At 72.9% G+C, this 14,279-nt stretch carries 13 protein-coding genes; 4 read left to right on the top strand and 9 right to left on the bottom strand.

Features of this window, described 5'->3' with window-relative positions; translation table 11 throughout:
- Window positions 1-42: 42 nt before the first annotated feature.
- Complete coding sequence (locus ACFCV8_RS14035) at window positions 43-456, bottom strand: hypothetical protein (protein WP_376685573.1); 414 nt, start codon at window positions 454-456, stop codon at window positions 43-45.
- A 118-nt stretch (window positions 457-574) separates the two neighbouring features.
- On the opposite strand from ACFCV8_RS14035, the gene ACFCV8_RS14040 reads away from it, so the two are divergent.
- Together ACFCV8_RS14040 and ACFCV8_RS14045 are read left to right on the top strand one after the other, a co-directional pair.
- Complete coding sequence (locus tag ACFCV8_RS14040) at window positions 575-1,489, top strand: hypothetical protein (protein WP_376685574.1); 915 nt, start codon at window positions 575-577, stop codon at window positions 1,487-1,489.
- A 66-nt stretch (window positions 1,490-1,555) separates the two neighbouring features.
- Window positions 1,556-2,506: an NADP-dependent oxidoreductase gene (locus ACFCV8_RS14045; protein ID WP_376685575.1), complete on the top strand. Its 951-nt coding sequence runs from the start codon at window positions 1,556-1,558 to the stop codon at window positions 2,504-2,506.
- 14 nt (window positions 2,507-2,520) lie between these two features.
- Here the strand turns inward: ACFCV8_RS14045 and ACFCV8_RS14050 are convergent, their stop codons facing one another.
- Both ACFCV8_RS14050 and ACFCV8_RS14055 read right to left on the bottom strand, forming a co-directional pair.
- Window positions 2,521-2,922, bottom strand: a complete 402-nt coding sequence (locus ACFCV8_RS14050) for an RNA-binding S4 domain-containing protein (RefSeq protein WP_376685576.1) — start codon at window positions 2,920-2,922, stop codon at window positions 2,521-2,523.
- A gap of 95 nt (window positions 2,923-3,017) precedes the next feature.
- Entirely contained in the window at window positions 3,018-4,694 is a 1,677-nt protein-coding gene (locus ACFCV8_RS14055) for a hypothetical protein (protein ID WP_376685577.1), read from the bottom strand.
- A 296-nt stretch (window positions 4,695-4,990) separates the two neighbouring features.
- On the opposite strand from ACFCV8_RS14055, the gene ACFCV8_RS14060 reads away from it, so the two are divergent.
- Entirely contained in the window at window positions 4,991-6,637 is a 1,647-nt protein-coding gene (locus ACFCV8_RS14060; RefSeq protein ID WP_376685578.1) for a VWA domain-containing protein, read from the top strand.
- On the opposite strand, the gene ACFCV8_RS14065 is transcribed toward ACFCV8_RS14060, so the two are convergent.
- Both ACFCV8_RS14065 and ACFCV8_RS14070 read right to left on the bottom strand, forming a co-directional pair.
- A complete protein-coding gene (locus ACFCV8_RS14065; RefSeq protein ID WP_376685579.1) occupies window positions 6,535-7,812 on the bottom strand; it encodes an ATP-binding protein in 1,278 nt (425 codons plus the stop codon). The genes ACFCV8_RS14060 and ACFCV8_RS14065 overlap by 103 nt on opposite strands.
- On the bottom strand, window positions 7,809-8,462 hold the full coding sequence (locus ACFCV8_RS14070) for a response regulator transcription factor (RefSeq protein WP_376685610.1): 654 nt from the start codon (window positions 8,460-8,462) through the stop codon (window positions 7,809-7,811). Before ACFCV8_RS14070 ends, ACFCV8_RS14065 begins: the two co-directional genes overlap by 4 nt.
- A gap of 147 nt (window positions 8,463-8,609) precedes the next feature.
- Here ACFCV8_RS14070 and metG point away from each other — a divergent pair, with 147 nt between their 5' ends.
- Complete coding sequence (metG, locus tag ACFCV8_RS14075; RefSeq protein WP_376685580.1) at window positions 8,610-10,223, top strand: methionine--tRNA ligase; 1,614 nt, start codon at window positions 8,610-8,612, stop codon at window positions 10,221-10,223.
- Between the two features lie 138 nt (window positions 10,224-10,361).
- Here metG and ACFCV8_RS14080 read toward each other — a convergent pair whose 3' ends face one another.
- The 4 genes from ACFCV8_RS14080 to ACFCV8_RS14095 form a co-directional block, all read right to left on the bottom strand.
- Window positions 10,362-11,198 carry a L,D-transpeptidase family protein gene (locus tag ACFCV8_RS14080; RefSeq protein ID WP_376685581.1) on the bottom strand — a complete coding sequence of 279 codons (837 nt, stop codon included), beginning with the start codon at window positions 11,196-11,198 and terminating at the stop codon, window positions 10,362-10,364.
- 228 nt (window positions 11,199-11,426) lie between these two features.
- Window positions 11,427-11,948 (bottom strand): hypothetical protein, encoded by a 522-nt coding sequence (locus tag ACFCV8_RS14085; protein WP_376685582.1) that lies wholly within the window; start codon window positions 11,946-11,948, stop codon window positions 11,427-11,429.
- The gene (locus tag ACFCV8_RS14090; protein WP_376685583.1) at window positions 11,945-13,462 is read right to left on the bottom strand and encodes an ATP-binding protein; all 1,518 of its coding nucleotides are present in this window, start codon (window positions 13,460-13,462) and stop codon (window positions 11,945-11,947) included. Before ACFCV8_RS14090 ends, ACFCV8_RS14085 begins: the two co-directional genes overlap by 4 nt.
- Before the next feature lie 5 nt (window positions 13,463-13,467).
- Window positions 13,468-14,166 carry a response regulator transcription factor gene (locus ACFCV8_RS14095; RefSeq protein ID WP_376685584.1) on the bottom strand — a complete coding sequence of 233 codons (699 nt, stop codon included), beginning with the start codon at window positions 14,164-14,166 and terminating at the stop codon, window positions 13,468-13,470.
- Window positions 14,167-14,279 lie beyond the last annotated feature (113 nt).

A 14,279-nucleotide genomic window follows, 5' to 3' on the forward strand; every position in this document is an offset into this window, starting at 1 on the left:
CCCGTACGCCGTGGCGTACGGGCCCGCTCCGTCGTCGGGCGGCTATCTCTGCTGCTCGTGGGTGTAGAAGAGGTAGAACGCGGTGATGAACATGCCGAGGCCGACCGAAAGGCCCAGCATCGAGGAGCGCAGGACGCTCGACCCGGTCAGCCCGACCAGCAGCCCGATCGCCGCCGAGGTCAGCACCCCGTAGGCCAGCCCGCGCACCAGGGGAATCATCCGGTGCTGGACCTGGCCCACCGCGAAGCAGAGGACGGCCAGCACCACCGCGGTGATCAGGCCGTACCAGAACTGGCGGTAGCCGGTCGCGCCGTTGTTGCGGAGGATGAACGAGGCGTACAGGCCGTACGCCCCGCCCAGTACGACGGGGATCGCCCAGGAGAGCGCGCTGTGCCCGCGTGTCTGTACCCGCGGTCCCGAGCGGCCGCGCGTCGGCATTGCTGCGTGTGTGGACATGGCGGAGTTCTCCTTCCGTGACTCCTGTCCCTCCAGAGCACACCCGGCCGGGTCACCCGGCAACTCGGATGGCGTACGGCCCGGGGCGTGCCGCCCGTCCGCGGGATTCCCTGGGAGGGTGCGGACCTATCTCTCGGCGGCCTGTTCGGCGGTACTGGTGGTGCTGCTCGCCGTCCTCGTCCCGGTCGGCGCGCTCTCCGCCTGGGTCGCCCTGGAGATCGACAACACCGACCGTTACGTCGACGCCGTGGCCCCGCTCGCCGACGACCCCGACGTCCGCGGCACCGTCGCCGACCTCATCACCGACGGGGCGATGCAGCAGATCGACGCCGGGCCGCTCCAGGGCGCCGCACGCGACTTCCTCCACCAGGCCGTGCTGTCGTTCACCACCACCGACGCCTTCCGGGACGCCTGGACCACCGCCAACCGCACCGCCCACGAAGCCGTCACCGCCGCACTGGACGGCAGCACCGGCGAGGCCGTGACCATCGACCTGGCACCCGTGACCGAGCAGGTCAAACGGAACCTGGAGGAGAACGGGGTGCCGTTCGCCGACCGCATCCCGGTCCAGCACACCGACATCACCCTGATCTCCGCCGACCGGGCCGACCAGCTGCGCCAGAGCTTCCGGCTGCTGCGCGGCGGCAGCGTGTGGCCCGCCGTGGCGACCGTGGTGCTGGCCGTCCTGGCCGTGGCGGGCGCCTGGGCGCGCGGCGACGGCCCGGGGCACCGGCGCTCCGGGACCGCCGCGCTGCGCGCCCTCGCGCTGACCGGGCTGGGCTTCGCGCTGGGGGCGCTGGTGCTGCGCGCGGTCGTCGCGTTCGCCAGGGGGCGGGTGCTGTCCGAGGTGCCGGGGGACGAGACGGCGGGGGCGGCGGCGGTGTACGACGCGCTGACCGGATCGCTGCGCACGACCGCGTGGACGGTGTGTGCGGCGGGGCTGGTGGTGGCGGTGGTCTGCGCGGTGCCGGCATGGCGGCGAAGGGCCGTGGACGGCGGGAAGAACCCGGGGCACGGCGTCGACGTGCGGTGAGGGGCGGGCCGGGGAAGAGTGGGTCCCGTGAGTGCCGGACCCGGGGGCGACTGAGAGGCCTTCCGCATGCGAGCCATAGCCGTCGGCGCGTTCCGGGCCGACCCCGAACTGGTGGAGCTGCCCAAGCCCGAGCCGCAGGCCGGAGAGGTGCGGGTCAGGGTCGAGTACGCCGCGCTCAACCCGTCCGACTGGCGATCGGCCGAGGACGCCCCGGACGACGGAACGCCGCCGCGGGTGTTCCCGCTGGTGGTCGGCGTCGACTTCGCCGGCCGGGTCGACATGATCGGCAGCGGGCTCAACCGCTTCCGGGTCGGCGACCAGGTCTTCGGCCGGGTGGCCGACCCGAACCCGACCGGGGGCGGCAGCTACTGCGACTACGTCTCCGTACCGCAGGACTCCGCCATCACCGCCGTACCGCCCGGCCTCTCCCTGCGGGCCGCCGCCGCGCTGCCGTCCGCCGGGATGGCCGCGGCGCAGCTCCTGGACACGGCCGCGCTCCGCGGCCACGAGACCCTGCTGCTGATCGGTGCGGCGGGCGGCGTCGGCAGCTATCTGACCCAGCTCGCCTCGGCCCGCGACATCCGGGTCATCGCCGTGGTGCGCGGGGACGAGCACCGGCGGATGGCGGAGCTGGGCGCCGCCGTCACGATCGACACCCTCGCGCGCCCGTTCGGCGCGGCGGTGCGCGAGAGCTGTCCGGACGGCGTCGACGCCGTGGTCGACCTGGTCTCCGCCACTCCGGAGGCCTTCGCGGACCGGGCCGCTCCGGTGCGGCGCGGTGGTGTCGCCGTCACCACCCGGGGCGTCGCCGCGGGGGCCGCGCTGCCCCGGGGAGTGACCGGGATCGACTTCCGGCTGGAGCCCAGCCCGGTGCTGCTCGACGTGCTGGCGGCGGGGGCCGCGGAGGGCGTGCTGCGGGTGCCCGTCGACGCCGAACTCCCGCTGGAGAACGCCCCGCAGGCCCTGGACCGGAACCGGACGGGCGGGGCGCGCGGCAAGACCGTGATCGTGCTCTGAGCCCCCGCCGTACCTCACTGGCCGGGGTCGGCTCCCCGCAGCCGGTCCATCTCGCGTCGGTCCCGTTTCGTCGGGCGGCCCGCACCCCGGTCCCGTACGGGGACCTGGACGGCCAGCTCGCGCGGTGGTGGCGGCGGACTGTTGTCGACGTAACACTCCACCGCCACCGGCGGGCCGACCCGCTTCTTCACGATCCTCGACACGACCACGATCCGGTCGCGGCCCGCGTGCCGGACCCGTACCTCGTCGCCGACGCGCACCGTCTGGGCGGGCTTGGCGCGCTCACCGGCGACCTTCACATGACCCGCGCGGCAGGCGGCTGCGGCCTGCGAACGGGTCTTCGTCAGCCGGACCGACCAGATCCAGACATCGACCCGAACACTGCCCTCCGCCTGCGGCGCCTCACCGGAAACCATGGGTCCGACTGTAGAACGCGGGAGCCGCGGGCGGGGGGACCGGCCGAAGTCGCCGGTCCCCGGGGGACCGGCCCGAGCCGTCGGTCCGTGGGGGATCAGCCGAAGTCGCTGATCACTTCCGCCATGTTGTAGCTGTAGACCTCGCGCTTGCACGACCCGCAGACACTCGGCGCGTGTTCGCTCAGTGACCACAGCTGCGGCGCGAAGCCGTCACCGCGGCCGTGTGCGAGGTAGAGGTCCTCGGGGCCGAACGACGACTGCAGGGTCTTCGCGTTGCCGACGAGCTGGGACGTTCCGTCGACGGTGCCGGGCGTGGCCTGGAGCAGCCGGCCGTTGCTGGTGGCGTTGGAGCGGTGGAAGTACCACTTGCCCTCGTACCGGGTGACGCCCTGGATCTTGTGCCACAGGGCCTCGCCGTTGAACGTGGCCCCGGTCGGCAGGCCGTACGCCAGGTCCGCGTCGGCGACGGTGCCGGGCGCGCCCTCGACCGCGGCGGTCAGCGCCGTCATCGGGTACGTGCCGACCCGGCCGGGGCTGGTGCCGCCGTTGTTGGTGTTGCAGTACTCACCGAGGATCATGTGGTCGGTGTCGGTGCGGTCCAGCGAGATGTACGAGGCCTTGGGGCGGCCGGTGGCGTAGCACTGGTTGCCGCCGGTCTCCCCGCCGTTCTTCGCCGTGCTGAACTTCAGCGTGGCGACCTGCGGCATGACGTAGCGGTAGCCGTAGCCGTACCAGACGTTGTTCTGCCGGCCGATGCGCCGCTTGTCGACGACGTTGCTGGTGAGACCGTCCGGGGTCTTGTCGTCGACGTCGGCCTTGTTGTCCGGGTTGAGGTCCATGATCTTGCGCAGGTCGAAGACGCGCATGCCGTTGGCGGTGTCGGCGACGTACAGGTAGTTGCCGTACCAGACCATGCCGCCGGCGTGGATGCCGTTCTGCGCGGCGCAGGACGCCGTCACCGTGCCGACGCACTTGCCCTCGCGGGCGTGCAGGGCGTCGAAGGAGATGTGGTCCTTGGAGTTCATGTACGGCCAGACCAGCAGGACATGGCGGTACATCTGGGTGGCCTGGTTGAAGAAGCTGACCCGGATGCCCTTCTCGTTGCAGGCGTCCGTGGTCGTGCTCGCCAGACAGTTGCCGGCACCCGAGGCGTAGTTGCTGCGGCCCGGGTTCTGCGCGTCATAGGCGGCCACCGCGATCGGATCGGAGTTGGACGTGCCCCAGTCCTCGTCCTCCTGCGCGTCCGAGACCCCGGTGATGGCCTGCGGCACCCACTCCGAGGAGGAGGCGTCGTCGCTCTGCCAGCAGACGCGGTGGTTGACCGCCAGGTCGGAGCCGTAGATTCCGGCGGTGCCGCAGGCGCTCTCCCAGCCGGCGGGGCGGTTGGCCTGCTCCATCAGCTCGGTGAGGCCCTGCTTGGGGAGCGCGGCGTCGAGCTTGGTGACGAGCCCGGAGATGTCGCTCCCCGTGACCAGCTTGAAGTCCCCGGCCCGGCCGGGGACGGGGGCGGCGGCGAGGGCGGAGGCACGCGGGGCGGGGGTGGTGGCCGCGGTTCCGGTTCCGGTTCCCGCCAAGTCGTCCTGCTCGGACTCGGATTCGTTCTCGAAACCGTCGTCCGGCATTCCCTCGTTACCCGTCGCGGGGTCCTCGGCGGCCCGCATCGCGGACGGGGCTCCGGCGGCCGGGGCGGCCACCGCACCGGCCGCGGGAACGAGGCCGGAAAGCATCGCGGCGGCTACTGCCGCACCGATGGCAAAGCGTGTTCTGCGCATTGGTTTTCCCACGTGGGAGCCCTTCTTGGAGATCTGTTCCGGATAACGGACAACGGTGTGCCCGCAATTGATTCGGACACACCGCGCGGTCACGTTAACAAGGCATCTCACGAGCCGATGAGCAGATTTGACCGACATACATCAGCCCCGCACGTCATACGCACAGGACTCGTCCAGAGAGCCGCGCCACCGAAGGGCCGGATCCGGCCGCTAACCTTACGTATCCGTCCTGGCCAGGGATCAATTCCGGCAGGTCGGACATTTCTCGCACTCAACTCACGCGAAAGGCCTCGCCCATGGGCATTCGGAGCTTGCTGCGCAAGGTGTTCGGCCGTGACCGCGCGGAGCAGGACGCACCGACGGCCACGGTGCCGCCCCAGACCGGACGCACCGCGCCCACGGAATCGGAGCCGCAGGCGGAAGTGAAGGCGGAGTCGGAGGCGGAAACGGAAGCGGAGCCCGAGCCCGTCACGGCTACGGCTACGGCTACGGCTACGGCTACGGCGGACGGGTCGGCCGCGGAGTCGGCTCCGGCCCCGGCGGCCAGGGTCTCGGTACCGGCCCCGGCCTCCCCGCGCTCCCTCGGCGACGACGGCGATGCGGTCTCGGACCTGGTGGCGGCCGCCTTCGACCGGCCGTCCCTCTCGACGGTCCCGGCACAGGGCTCGGCCCCGAAGCCGGAGTCGACCGAGCCGGAGGCGACGGAGACGAAGGCCGAAGAGACGAAGGCCGAAGAGACGAAGGCGGAGGCGCCGAAGGCCGAGAAGCCGGCCGCAGAGCCGGAACCCGAGCCGGAACCGGCCCCGGAACCGGTCGAGGAGCCCAGGGCCGACGTCGAGCCCGAGCCCGAGCCCGAGGCCGTCAGGACCGAGATCGCGCCCGAGCCGAAGGCCACGCCCGAGCCCACCCCCGCCCCCGCGCCGGTCGAAGCCGAAGCCGAGCCCACCCCCGCGCCCGAGCCGGTCCAGACAGAGGTCGAGCCCGAGCCGGTCAAGGCCGAGGCCGCCCCCGAGCTCGAGCCGGTCAAGGCCGAGGCCGCCCCCGAGCCGGAGGCCCCCAAGACCGACATCACGCCCGAGCCGGAGGCCACGCCCGAGCCCGTCAAGGCCGCGCCCGCCCCCGAGCCGGTCGAAGCCGAAGCCGAGCCCGAGCCCGCCAAGGCCGAGCCCACCCCCGCCCCCGCTCCCGAGGTCCCGGCCACCACCACCTCGGCCGCCAAGCCCGCGTTCAGCCTCGCGAAGGTCAAGTCCCGCGCTCCCGGGCTCGTCGACGCGTACAAGGCCGCCCAGTCCGGGCTGAAGGCGCACGGGCTGACCGGCCGGCGCGCCACCGTCTACCTGGTTCTCGACCGCTCCGGCTCCATGCGGCCGTTCTACAAGGACGGCAGCGCCCAGCACCTGGGCGACCGCACGGTGGCGCTCGCCGCGCACCTGGACGAGAACGCGACCGTCCCCGTCGTCTTCTTCTCGACGGACATCGACGGCACCGCCACCGTCGGCCTCGCCGACCACGAGGGCCGGATCGACGAGCTGAACGCGGGCCTCGGCCGCCTCGGCCGTACGAACTACCAGCGCGCCGTCGAAGAGGTCGTCACGCACTACGAGGGTTCGGGAGCCACCGGCCCCGCCCTGGTGATCTTCCAGACGGACGGGCCGCCGGACGCCAAGCAGGCCGCCAGGCAGGCACTGGCCGACGCGGCGCGGCTGCCGCTGTTCTTCCAGTTCGTCGCGTTCGGCGAGGAGGACGGCAAGGGCTTCGACTTCCTCCGCAGGCTGGACGCCCCGAACGCCGGCTTCTTCCACGCGGGCCCCGCCCCCCGCGAGGTCCCGGACGCCCGGTTCTACCGCGAGGTCCTCGCCGCGTTCCCCGCCTGGCTCACGGCCCGGGGCGCCGACGCCGAGTCCGCCGCCGAGTCCGCGGCCGGAGCCGAGACCGGCGCCTGATCGACCGGCAGCCGTACGGTCACGGCGAGCCCGCCCTCCGGGCCCGGCACCGCCGTGACCGTACCGCCGTGCGCGACCGCGATGGAGCGCACGATCGAGAGGCCGAGCCCCGAGCCGCGCCCCATCCGGTCCTTGCCCTCACCGCGCCGGAACGGCTCGAACAGCCCCGGGATGTCCGCCGCGTCCACCACCGGCCCGGTGTTGCGCACCTCCAGCAGCGCCCCGCTCCCGGCGGTCACCAGGGACACCTCCACCGTCCCGCCCGGCACGTTGTAGGTGACGGCGTTGGCCAGCAGGTTCCCCACCAGCTGCGCGAGCAGCAGCCGGTTGCCGCGCACCACGCAGAAGTGCGTGTCGGCCTTCACCCCCGGACGCCCCGGACGCTCCGGATGCCGGGCGGTCTCCTCCTCCACCACCAGCGCCAGGTCCACCGCCTCCCGCTCGCCCTCCGCGAGTCCGCGCTCGCTGCGCGCCAGCGACAGCAGCCCCTCGATGAGCCGCTCGCTGCGCCGGTTGTTGTCCAGGAGCGTCTGCCGGGTCCGTACGAGGTCCTCCGGGGTCGGGTCGTCCAGTCCGATCTGGATCGCGGCCCGCTGGGTGGCGAGCGGGGTCCGCAGCTCGTGGGAGGCGTTGGCGATGAACCGCCGCTGGCTGTCGAACGCCTTCTCCAGCCGGCCCAGCAGCGCGTCCAGCGTGTCGCCGAGCTCCTTCAGCTCGTCGTCCGGGCCGCTGGAGGCGATCCGCTCGTGCAGATTGTGCTCGGAGAGCCGCCGCGCCTTCGCGGTCATGGCATGGACCGGCCGCAGCACCCGGCCCGCCGTCCACCAGCCCACACAGACCGCGCAGGCCGTCATCACCAGCAGCGCCGCCACGGACCAGATCATCAGCTGGTGCCCGGCCGCGTCGCTGACGTTGTCGGTGAGGTCGTAGACGGTGGGCGGGCCCAGGCTGCGCCGGGTGATCAGCGGACCGTTCACCGCGTAGCCGGGCTGGACGACGGCCGCGGTGCGGGCGATGTCCCGCGCCTGGGAGTCCGTACCGGCGCGGGAGGCGAGGTTGACGGTGGCCAGCAGCGCCGTGCCGAGGATCAGGAAGACCCCCCCGTACACCAGGGCGATCCGGGCCCGGATCCGGGAGTGCGGCACCCCGGAGAGCCACTTCGCGGGGGGCGTCACAGCGCGTACCCCACGCCCTGCACGGTACGGATCAGGGCCGGCTCCCCGAGCTTGCCGCGCAGCTTGCTCATGCAGACCCGCACCGCCCCGGTGAAGGGGTCGGCGTTGGCGTCCCAGGCCCGTTCCAGCAGCTCCTCGGCGCTGACCGTGGCACCGTCGGCCTCCAGCAGCAGCTGGAGCACCGAGAACTCCTTCGGCGAGAGGTCCAGCTCCCGCCCGTCCCGCGAGGCGGTACGGCGCACGGTGTCGAGCCGGATGCCGTACCGCTCCAGCTGCGGCGGGACCGGGCGGGCGCTGCGCCGCCGCAGCGCCCGGACCCGCGACACCAGCTCGGGGAACTCGAAGGGCTTGCCCAGGTAGTCGTCGGCGCCGAGGTCGAGCCCGGAGACCCGGTCCTCCGTCGAGGCGGCGGCGGTCAGCATCAGGATCCTGGTCCGGGAACCGGAGGCGACCAGCCCGCGCGCCACGTCGTCGCCGTGCACCCGCGGCAGATCGCGGTCCAGGACGACCACGTCGTAGTCGTGCAGCCCCAGATAGGCGAGGGCGGCGTCACCGCTGTACACCGTGTCGACGGCGAAACCGGCCCGGCGCAGCCCGGTGGCGACCAGCTCCGCCAGTATCTCCTCGTCCTCGGCGACCAGTACCCGCATCGTGATGTCCCCTGCCTCGTACACGCGTGTCCACTCCCTCCCAGGATGCGTCTTTCCTACGGGAAGGGATGTTTCGCAAAGGTCTCCGTGCTCCCGGGAGGTTTATCGGTGTGAGCCGGTCCCCCGCAGGCCGTTAGGATTTCGACCATGGCGGCCACTGGATCCGAGAAGCAAGGGGGCGACGGCGTGAAGAGTTTCTACGTCTCGACCCCCATCTACTACGTCAACGACGCTCCTCACCTGGGCCACGCCTACACGACCGTCGCAGGCGACGTGCTCACCCGCTGGCACCGCCAGCGTGGCGAGAAGGTGTGGTTCCTCACCGGCACGGACGAGCACGGTCAGAAGATCATGCGCACGGCCGAGGCGAACGGCGTCACTCCGCAGGAGTGGTGCGACAAGCTCGTCGAGGAAGCGTGGAAGCCCCTCTGGGAGCACCTGAACGTCGCGAACGACGACTTCATCCGTACGACGGAGAAGCGTCACACCGACCGGGTGCAGGAGTTCGTGCAGGACCTGTACGACAAGGGCGAGATCTACAAGGGCGGGTACGAGGGCCCGTACTGCGTGGGCTGTGAGGAGTACAAGCTCCCCGGCGACCTCATCGAGGACGAGAACGGCGTCAAGCTGTGCCCGGTGCACAAGAAGCCGGTGGAGATCCTCAAGGAGGAGAACTACTTCTTCAAGCTGAGCGCCTACGGCCCGAAGCTGATGGAGTTCTACGCCGAGAACCCGGGCTTCATCCAGCCCGAGTCCGCCCGCAACGAGGTCGTGAACTTCGTCAAGCAGGGCCTCCAGGACCTCTCGATCTCCCGCTCGACCTTCGACTGGGGCGTCCCGGTGCCGTGGGACGACAAGCACGTCATCTACGTGTGGGTCGACGCCCTGCTGAACTACGCCACGGCGGTCGGCTACGGCTCCAACCAGGAGAAGTTCGACGCGACGTTCCCGGCCGACGTGCACCTGATCGGCAAGGACATCCTCCGCTTCCACTCGGTCATCTGGCCCGCCATGCTGATGGCGCAGGGGCTGCCGCTGCCCGGCAAGGTCGTCGCCAACGGCTGGCTGATGGTCGGCGGCGAGAAGATGTCGAAGTCGAACCTGACGGGCATCAAGCCGCAGGACCTGACCTCGCACTTCGGCGTGGACGCGTACCGCTGGTACTTCCTGCGCGCCATCGCGTACGGCAACGACGGCTCGTTCTCCTGGGAGGACTTCGCCGCCCGCTACACCTCCGAGCTGGCCAACGACTACGGCAACCTCGCCTCGCGCGTCGCCGCCATGGTCGGCAAGTACTTCGGCGGGGAGCTGCCCGCGGCCACCGCGCCGGGCGACGCCGAGAAGGCCGTCCAGGAGGGCCTGGCGAAGGCCGTCGCCACCGCCGACGCGAAGATCGGCGAGGAGCTGGACTTCCAGGCGGGCATCCTGGCGATCTTCGACTTCGTGAAGCAGGTCAACGGCTACATCACGGAGCAGGAGCCCTGGAAGGTCGCCAAGGACGACTCCGCCGAGGGCCGGGCCCGGCTCGCGACGATCCTCTACACGGCCGCCGAGTCGCTGCGCGGTGTCGCGGTGCTGCTGAACGCCGTGATGCCGGAGACCTCGCAGAAGCTGTGGGAGTCGCTGGGCGCCGAGGCGTCCCTGGGCGCCCTGGCCGACCAGCGCGTGCAGGACGCCGGAACCTGGGGCCGCCTCCCGGCGGGCGCCACGGTGACGAAGGGCGCGGTGCTGTTCCCGCGCCTGGAGGAGAAGCCCGCGTAGGCGGCGTTCACCTCGCACGGAACGGAGGGCGGGACCGCACGGCCGGTCCCGCCCTCCGCCGTGTTCGGCGGACCCGGTTCTTCAGCGGTTCAGTGGCCGCTCACGGCGTACGGGCCCGTTCCGTGGCCCGTTGCCGGTTCAGCGTTCCAGGCCCTCGGCGTCGCCCATGACGACGACGGGTTTCTTCGCCGGGTCCAGGGCGGTCAGGAGGTCCCGCATGCGGTCGGCGGGGAGGGAGACGCAGCCCTGGGTGGGGCCGCCGTGGTCGACGTGGAGCCAGATGCCGCCGCCGCGTTCCTCGCCGAGCGGGCGGGTGCGGTCCAGGGGGGTGGTTCCGGGGGTGCGGTTGTAGTCGATGGCGACGACGTAGTCGAAGGAGCCTTCGAGCGGTTCGCCGTCGAAGCCCTCACCGCCGACGGTGAACAGCGGGTTGTGGTCGTACGGGAACGCCGTGCGGGGCGGGGAGAGGAGGCCGCCCGCGTAGGTGAGGCCGTAGACGCCGACCGGGGAGCGGAGGTCGCCCTGTTCGTGCCGGTCGGTCCAGCCGTCCAGCGCGTTGCGGGCGGGCCAGCGGCCGGTGACGGGACGCCAGCCCCGGGCCGGGTCGTCGCGGGTGTAGAGCACCGCGGTGGAGAGGCTGGAGTCGTAGTCGTCGCCGGTGACGACGAGGGCCTGGCGGGAGCCCGCCGGTATCGCGGCGCGGGTCCTGGGCCCCAGGCCGGGTATCCCGCGCGGCGCGGCGTGCGGGGCGTGGGGCACCGGGGCGGCCCGGACGGGTGCCCGGCCCGGTGGGCCGCCGACGCCGGGCGAGGCCGGGGCGCCCGGCCGCAGGGCGGGGTGCGTGACGGAGGCGTTCTCCGGGGTGCCGCCGCAGCCGGTGAGCAGCAGCAACGCGGCGGCACAGGTGCCTATGCCTATGCCTGTGCGGGTGGAATGCGGGGCGCGCCGGAGGACCGGCGGACGGGACACGGACATGCGGGGCTCCTCGACGGTCGGGGCGGCCGGGGCGGGCGCTCACCGCCACGCACCGGTCCGCCGCCCCCAGTCAACGCCGCGCCGCGCCGGTGCGAATCCGTACGAGGGCCATACGGCGGTATCGCCCGGCCCGCCACGGTGACGGTCCCTCACCGGCCGGCCCCGTACCGCTCCCGTCGCTCGCCGGCCCCGTCGCTCGTCGGCCCCTCAGCTCGCCGGCCCCTCAGCTCACCGGCCCAGGAACTCCGCGCACCGGAACGGCCCCAGCGGCTCGCCCTCCGTCGGGCGGAAGGTGACCCGGACGTCGTCGGCCCTGGTCCTCGGGTCGAGCACCGACTGGGCGCGGGCCAGGGTGCACACCACCTGGCCGGTCTCCTGGTCGCGCCCCGATCCCCCGTACGGTCCCTCCAGCCGCACCGTGACCCGGTCGCCCGAGCCGGTCGCGGAGTAGCCGCCGAGCCGGACGAGGGAGACCAGCTGCTCGCCCCGGTCCGCGGGCGGCTCCGCCGCGCCGAGCAGCTTCAGCGCCCCGTTCAGGTCGTCGATCCTCCGGTCGATCAGGGGCACCGCGCGCAGCCCGTTCGGCGACGCGAAGTACAGCCGCAGGCCCCGGGTGAGCCCGGTGGCGGGTTCGCCCGCCGTCACGACCCCGGTCGGCTGGACCCCGGTCGGCGCGGCCCCGCAGCCGGTCAGCGCGGCGCCCAGGGTGCTCCCCAGTACGGCGGCCGCGGCCGCCCGTCGAAGCCTCATGCCGTCCCCTCGTCCTCTCCGGTGCGCCGCAGCGGCAGCCGGAGCGTGAACACCGCGCCGCGCGGCGCCTCCCCGGACGCGTCCGCCACCTCGATCGTGCCGCCGTGCAGCCGGGCGTTCTCCAGCGCGATCGCCGTCCCGAGCCCGCTGCCCTGCCCGCCGCCACCGTCGTCGTCGCGGTCGGCGGAACGCGTACGGGCCGCGTCCGCCTTGTAGAACCGGTCGAAGACCCGCCGTTCCTCGCCGGGCGGCAGCCCGGGGCCGCGGTCGGCGACCGACAGCACCACCCACGACGTGCCGTCCGCCTCGTGGCAGGTGTCCAGGGTCACGGTGACCGGCGGGGCACCGTGCCGCAGCGCGTTGCCCACCAGGTTCGCGACGATCACGTCGATCCGGCGCCGGTCGACGACCGCCCGTACGCCCGCGCCGAGCTCCGTGCGTACCCGGTCCGTCCAGCCGCGCAGGGCCAGCGACGCCCGTACGGTGTCGGCGAGGTCGGTCTCGGCGGCGTTCAGCCGGGCCGCCTTGGCGTCGAAGCGGGAGATCTCCATCAGCTCCTCGACCAGCCGGGCCAGCCGGGCCGTCTCGGCACCGACGGTCCGGGCGGCCCGGGCCGCGTCCGGGGGCAGCTGGTCGGCGTCCTCCTCCAGGACGGTCGCCACCATGGTCATCGCGGCGAGCGGGGTGCGCAGTTCGTGGGAGACGTCCGCCACGAAACGGCGCGCCCTCGCCTCCTGTTCGCGCAGGTCCGCGTCGGACGCCTGGAGCGCGTCGGCGGTCTCGTTGAACGTCCTGGCCAGGTCGGCGAGTTCGTCGTGCCCGGTGACGGCGACCCGGCTGCCGAGGTCCCCGGACGCCAGCTCACGGGTGGCCCGGCCCAGCCTGCGTACCGGCCGCAGCACCGTACCCGCGGCCAGCAGCGCCAGGACGGCGGCCAGCAGCACCACCGGCACGATGCCCGCCCGCACCGAGTCCAGCAGGGCCGCGGTGTCGTCGCGTTCGGCCCGCAGATCGGTGATCGCGTAGACCTCCAGGCCGGAGGTGCCGCGGTCCCCGTCCGCGTACGTCACCGGCATGCCGACCACCAGATACGGCTCGCCCCGCCACCGCACCCGCTGGAACACCGCGTCGTCGCCGGTGCGCACGGCGGTGCGCAGATCGGCGCCGATCCGGGCCGCCGTGTCGGCGTAGGTGTCGGAGGTGGCGGACAGGTCCCGGTAGCGGACGACGACGATCCGGCCGCCGATGCCCTCCGAGACCAGGGCCGCGAAACGGGCCATCGCCTGCTGGTCGGGCGGCAGGTCGAAGTCGGCGGCCACCGCGCCGACCCGTTCCCGGACGTCGTCGACGGCCGCGTTCTGGGTGCGCTGGAGGACGGCGGTGCGGGCGTCCCGGTAGGCGAGGGCGGTCGCGGTGACGGCGCTGATGAGGGCGACGGCGACGAAGGTGACGACCAGCCGGGTGCGCAGCCCGCCGGCCGGGTGGCGCAGCCGGGCACGTATGCGGGCGGCCATCGGGCTCACAGCGGGCCGAACCGGTAGCCGAAGCCGCGCACCGTCTGGACGTAGCGGGGCTTGGCCGGTACGTCCTCCAGCTTGGCGCGCAGTCGGCCGACGGCCGCGTCCACCAGCCGGGAATCGCCCAGGAAGGTGTGGTCCCAGACCGATTCGAGGAGCTGCTCGCGGCTGAAGACCCGGCCCGGGGAGGCGGAGAGTTCCAGCAGCAGCCGCAGTTCGGTGGGCGGCAGCGGGACGGGTACGCCGTGTTTGGTGACGGTCAGTCCGAGCCGGTCGATCACCAGCCCGGCGAGGTCGCCGCCCCCGGCCGGATGTGCCCCTCCGGTGGGTTCGGCGCGCCGCAGCGCGGCCCGGATGCGGGCCTCCAGGACCGGGGCGGTGACGGGTTTGACGACGTAGTCGTCGGCGCCCGCCTCCAGCCCCGTCACGATGTCGTGGTCGTCGCCGAGCGCGGTCAGCATGATGACCGGCAGGGCCGCCGAACGGGCCCGGATGCGGCGGCACACCTCGAAGCCGTCCATGCCGGGCAGCATCAGGTCGAGCACGGCCAGTTCGACCCGGGCGCCCTGCTCGCCGGCGAGCAGGGCGAGGGCCTGTTCGCCGGTGGCGGCGGTCGACACGCCGTACCCGTGCCGGCGCAGCACCAGCTCCATTCCGTCCCGTACGGACGCGTCGTCCTCGATGAGCAACACATGCGGCATGGGGCCGATTATGTGCATGTCCGGGCCCGTTCCGTCCGGTGTCCGTAGGGACGAATGCGCAGGCCGGGGGCATTGTTACGTTCCCATCATGTGGCCATGGACGGGCCGTCATC

This window comes from Streptomyces sp. NPDC056347, from assembly GCF_042262625.1.
In the GTDB taxonomy this organism is placed as follows: Bacteria; Actinomycetota; Actinomycetes; order Streptomycetales; family Streptomycetaceae; genus Streptomyces.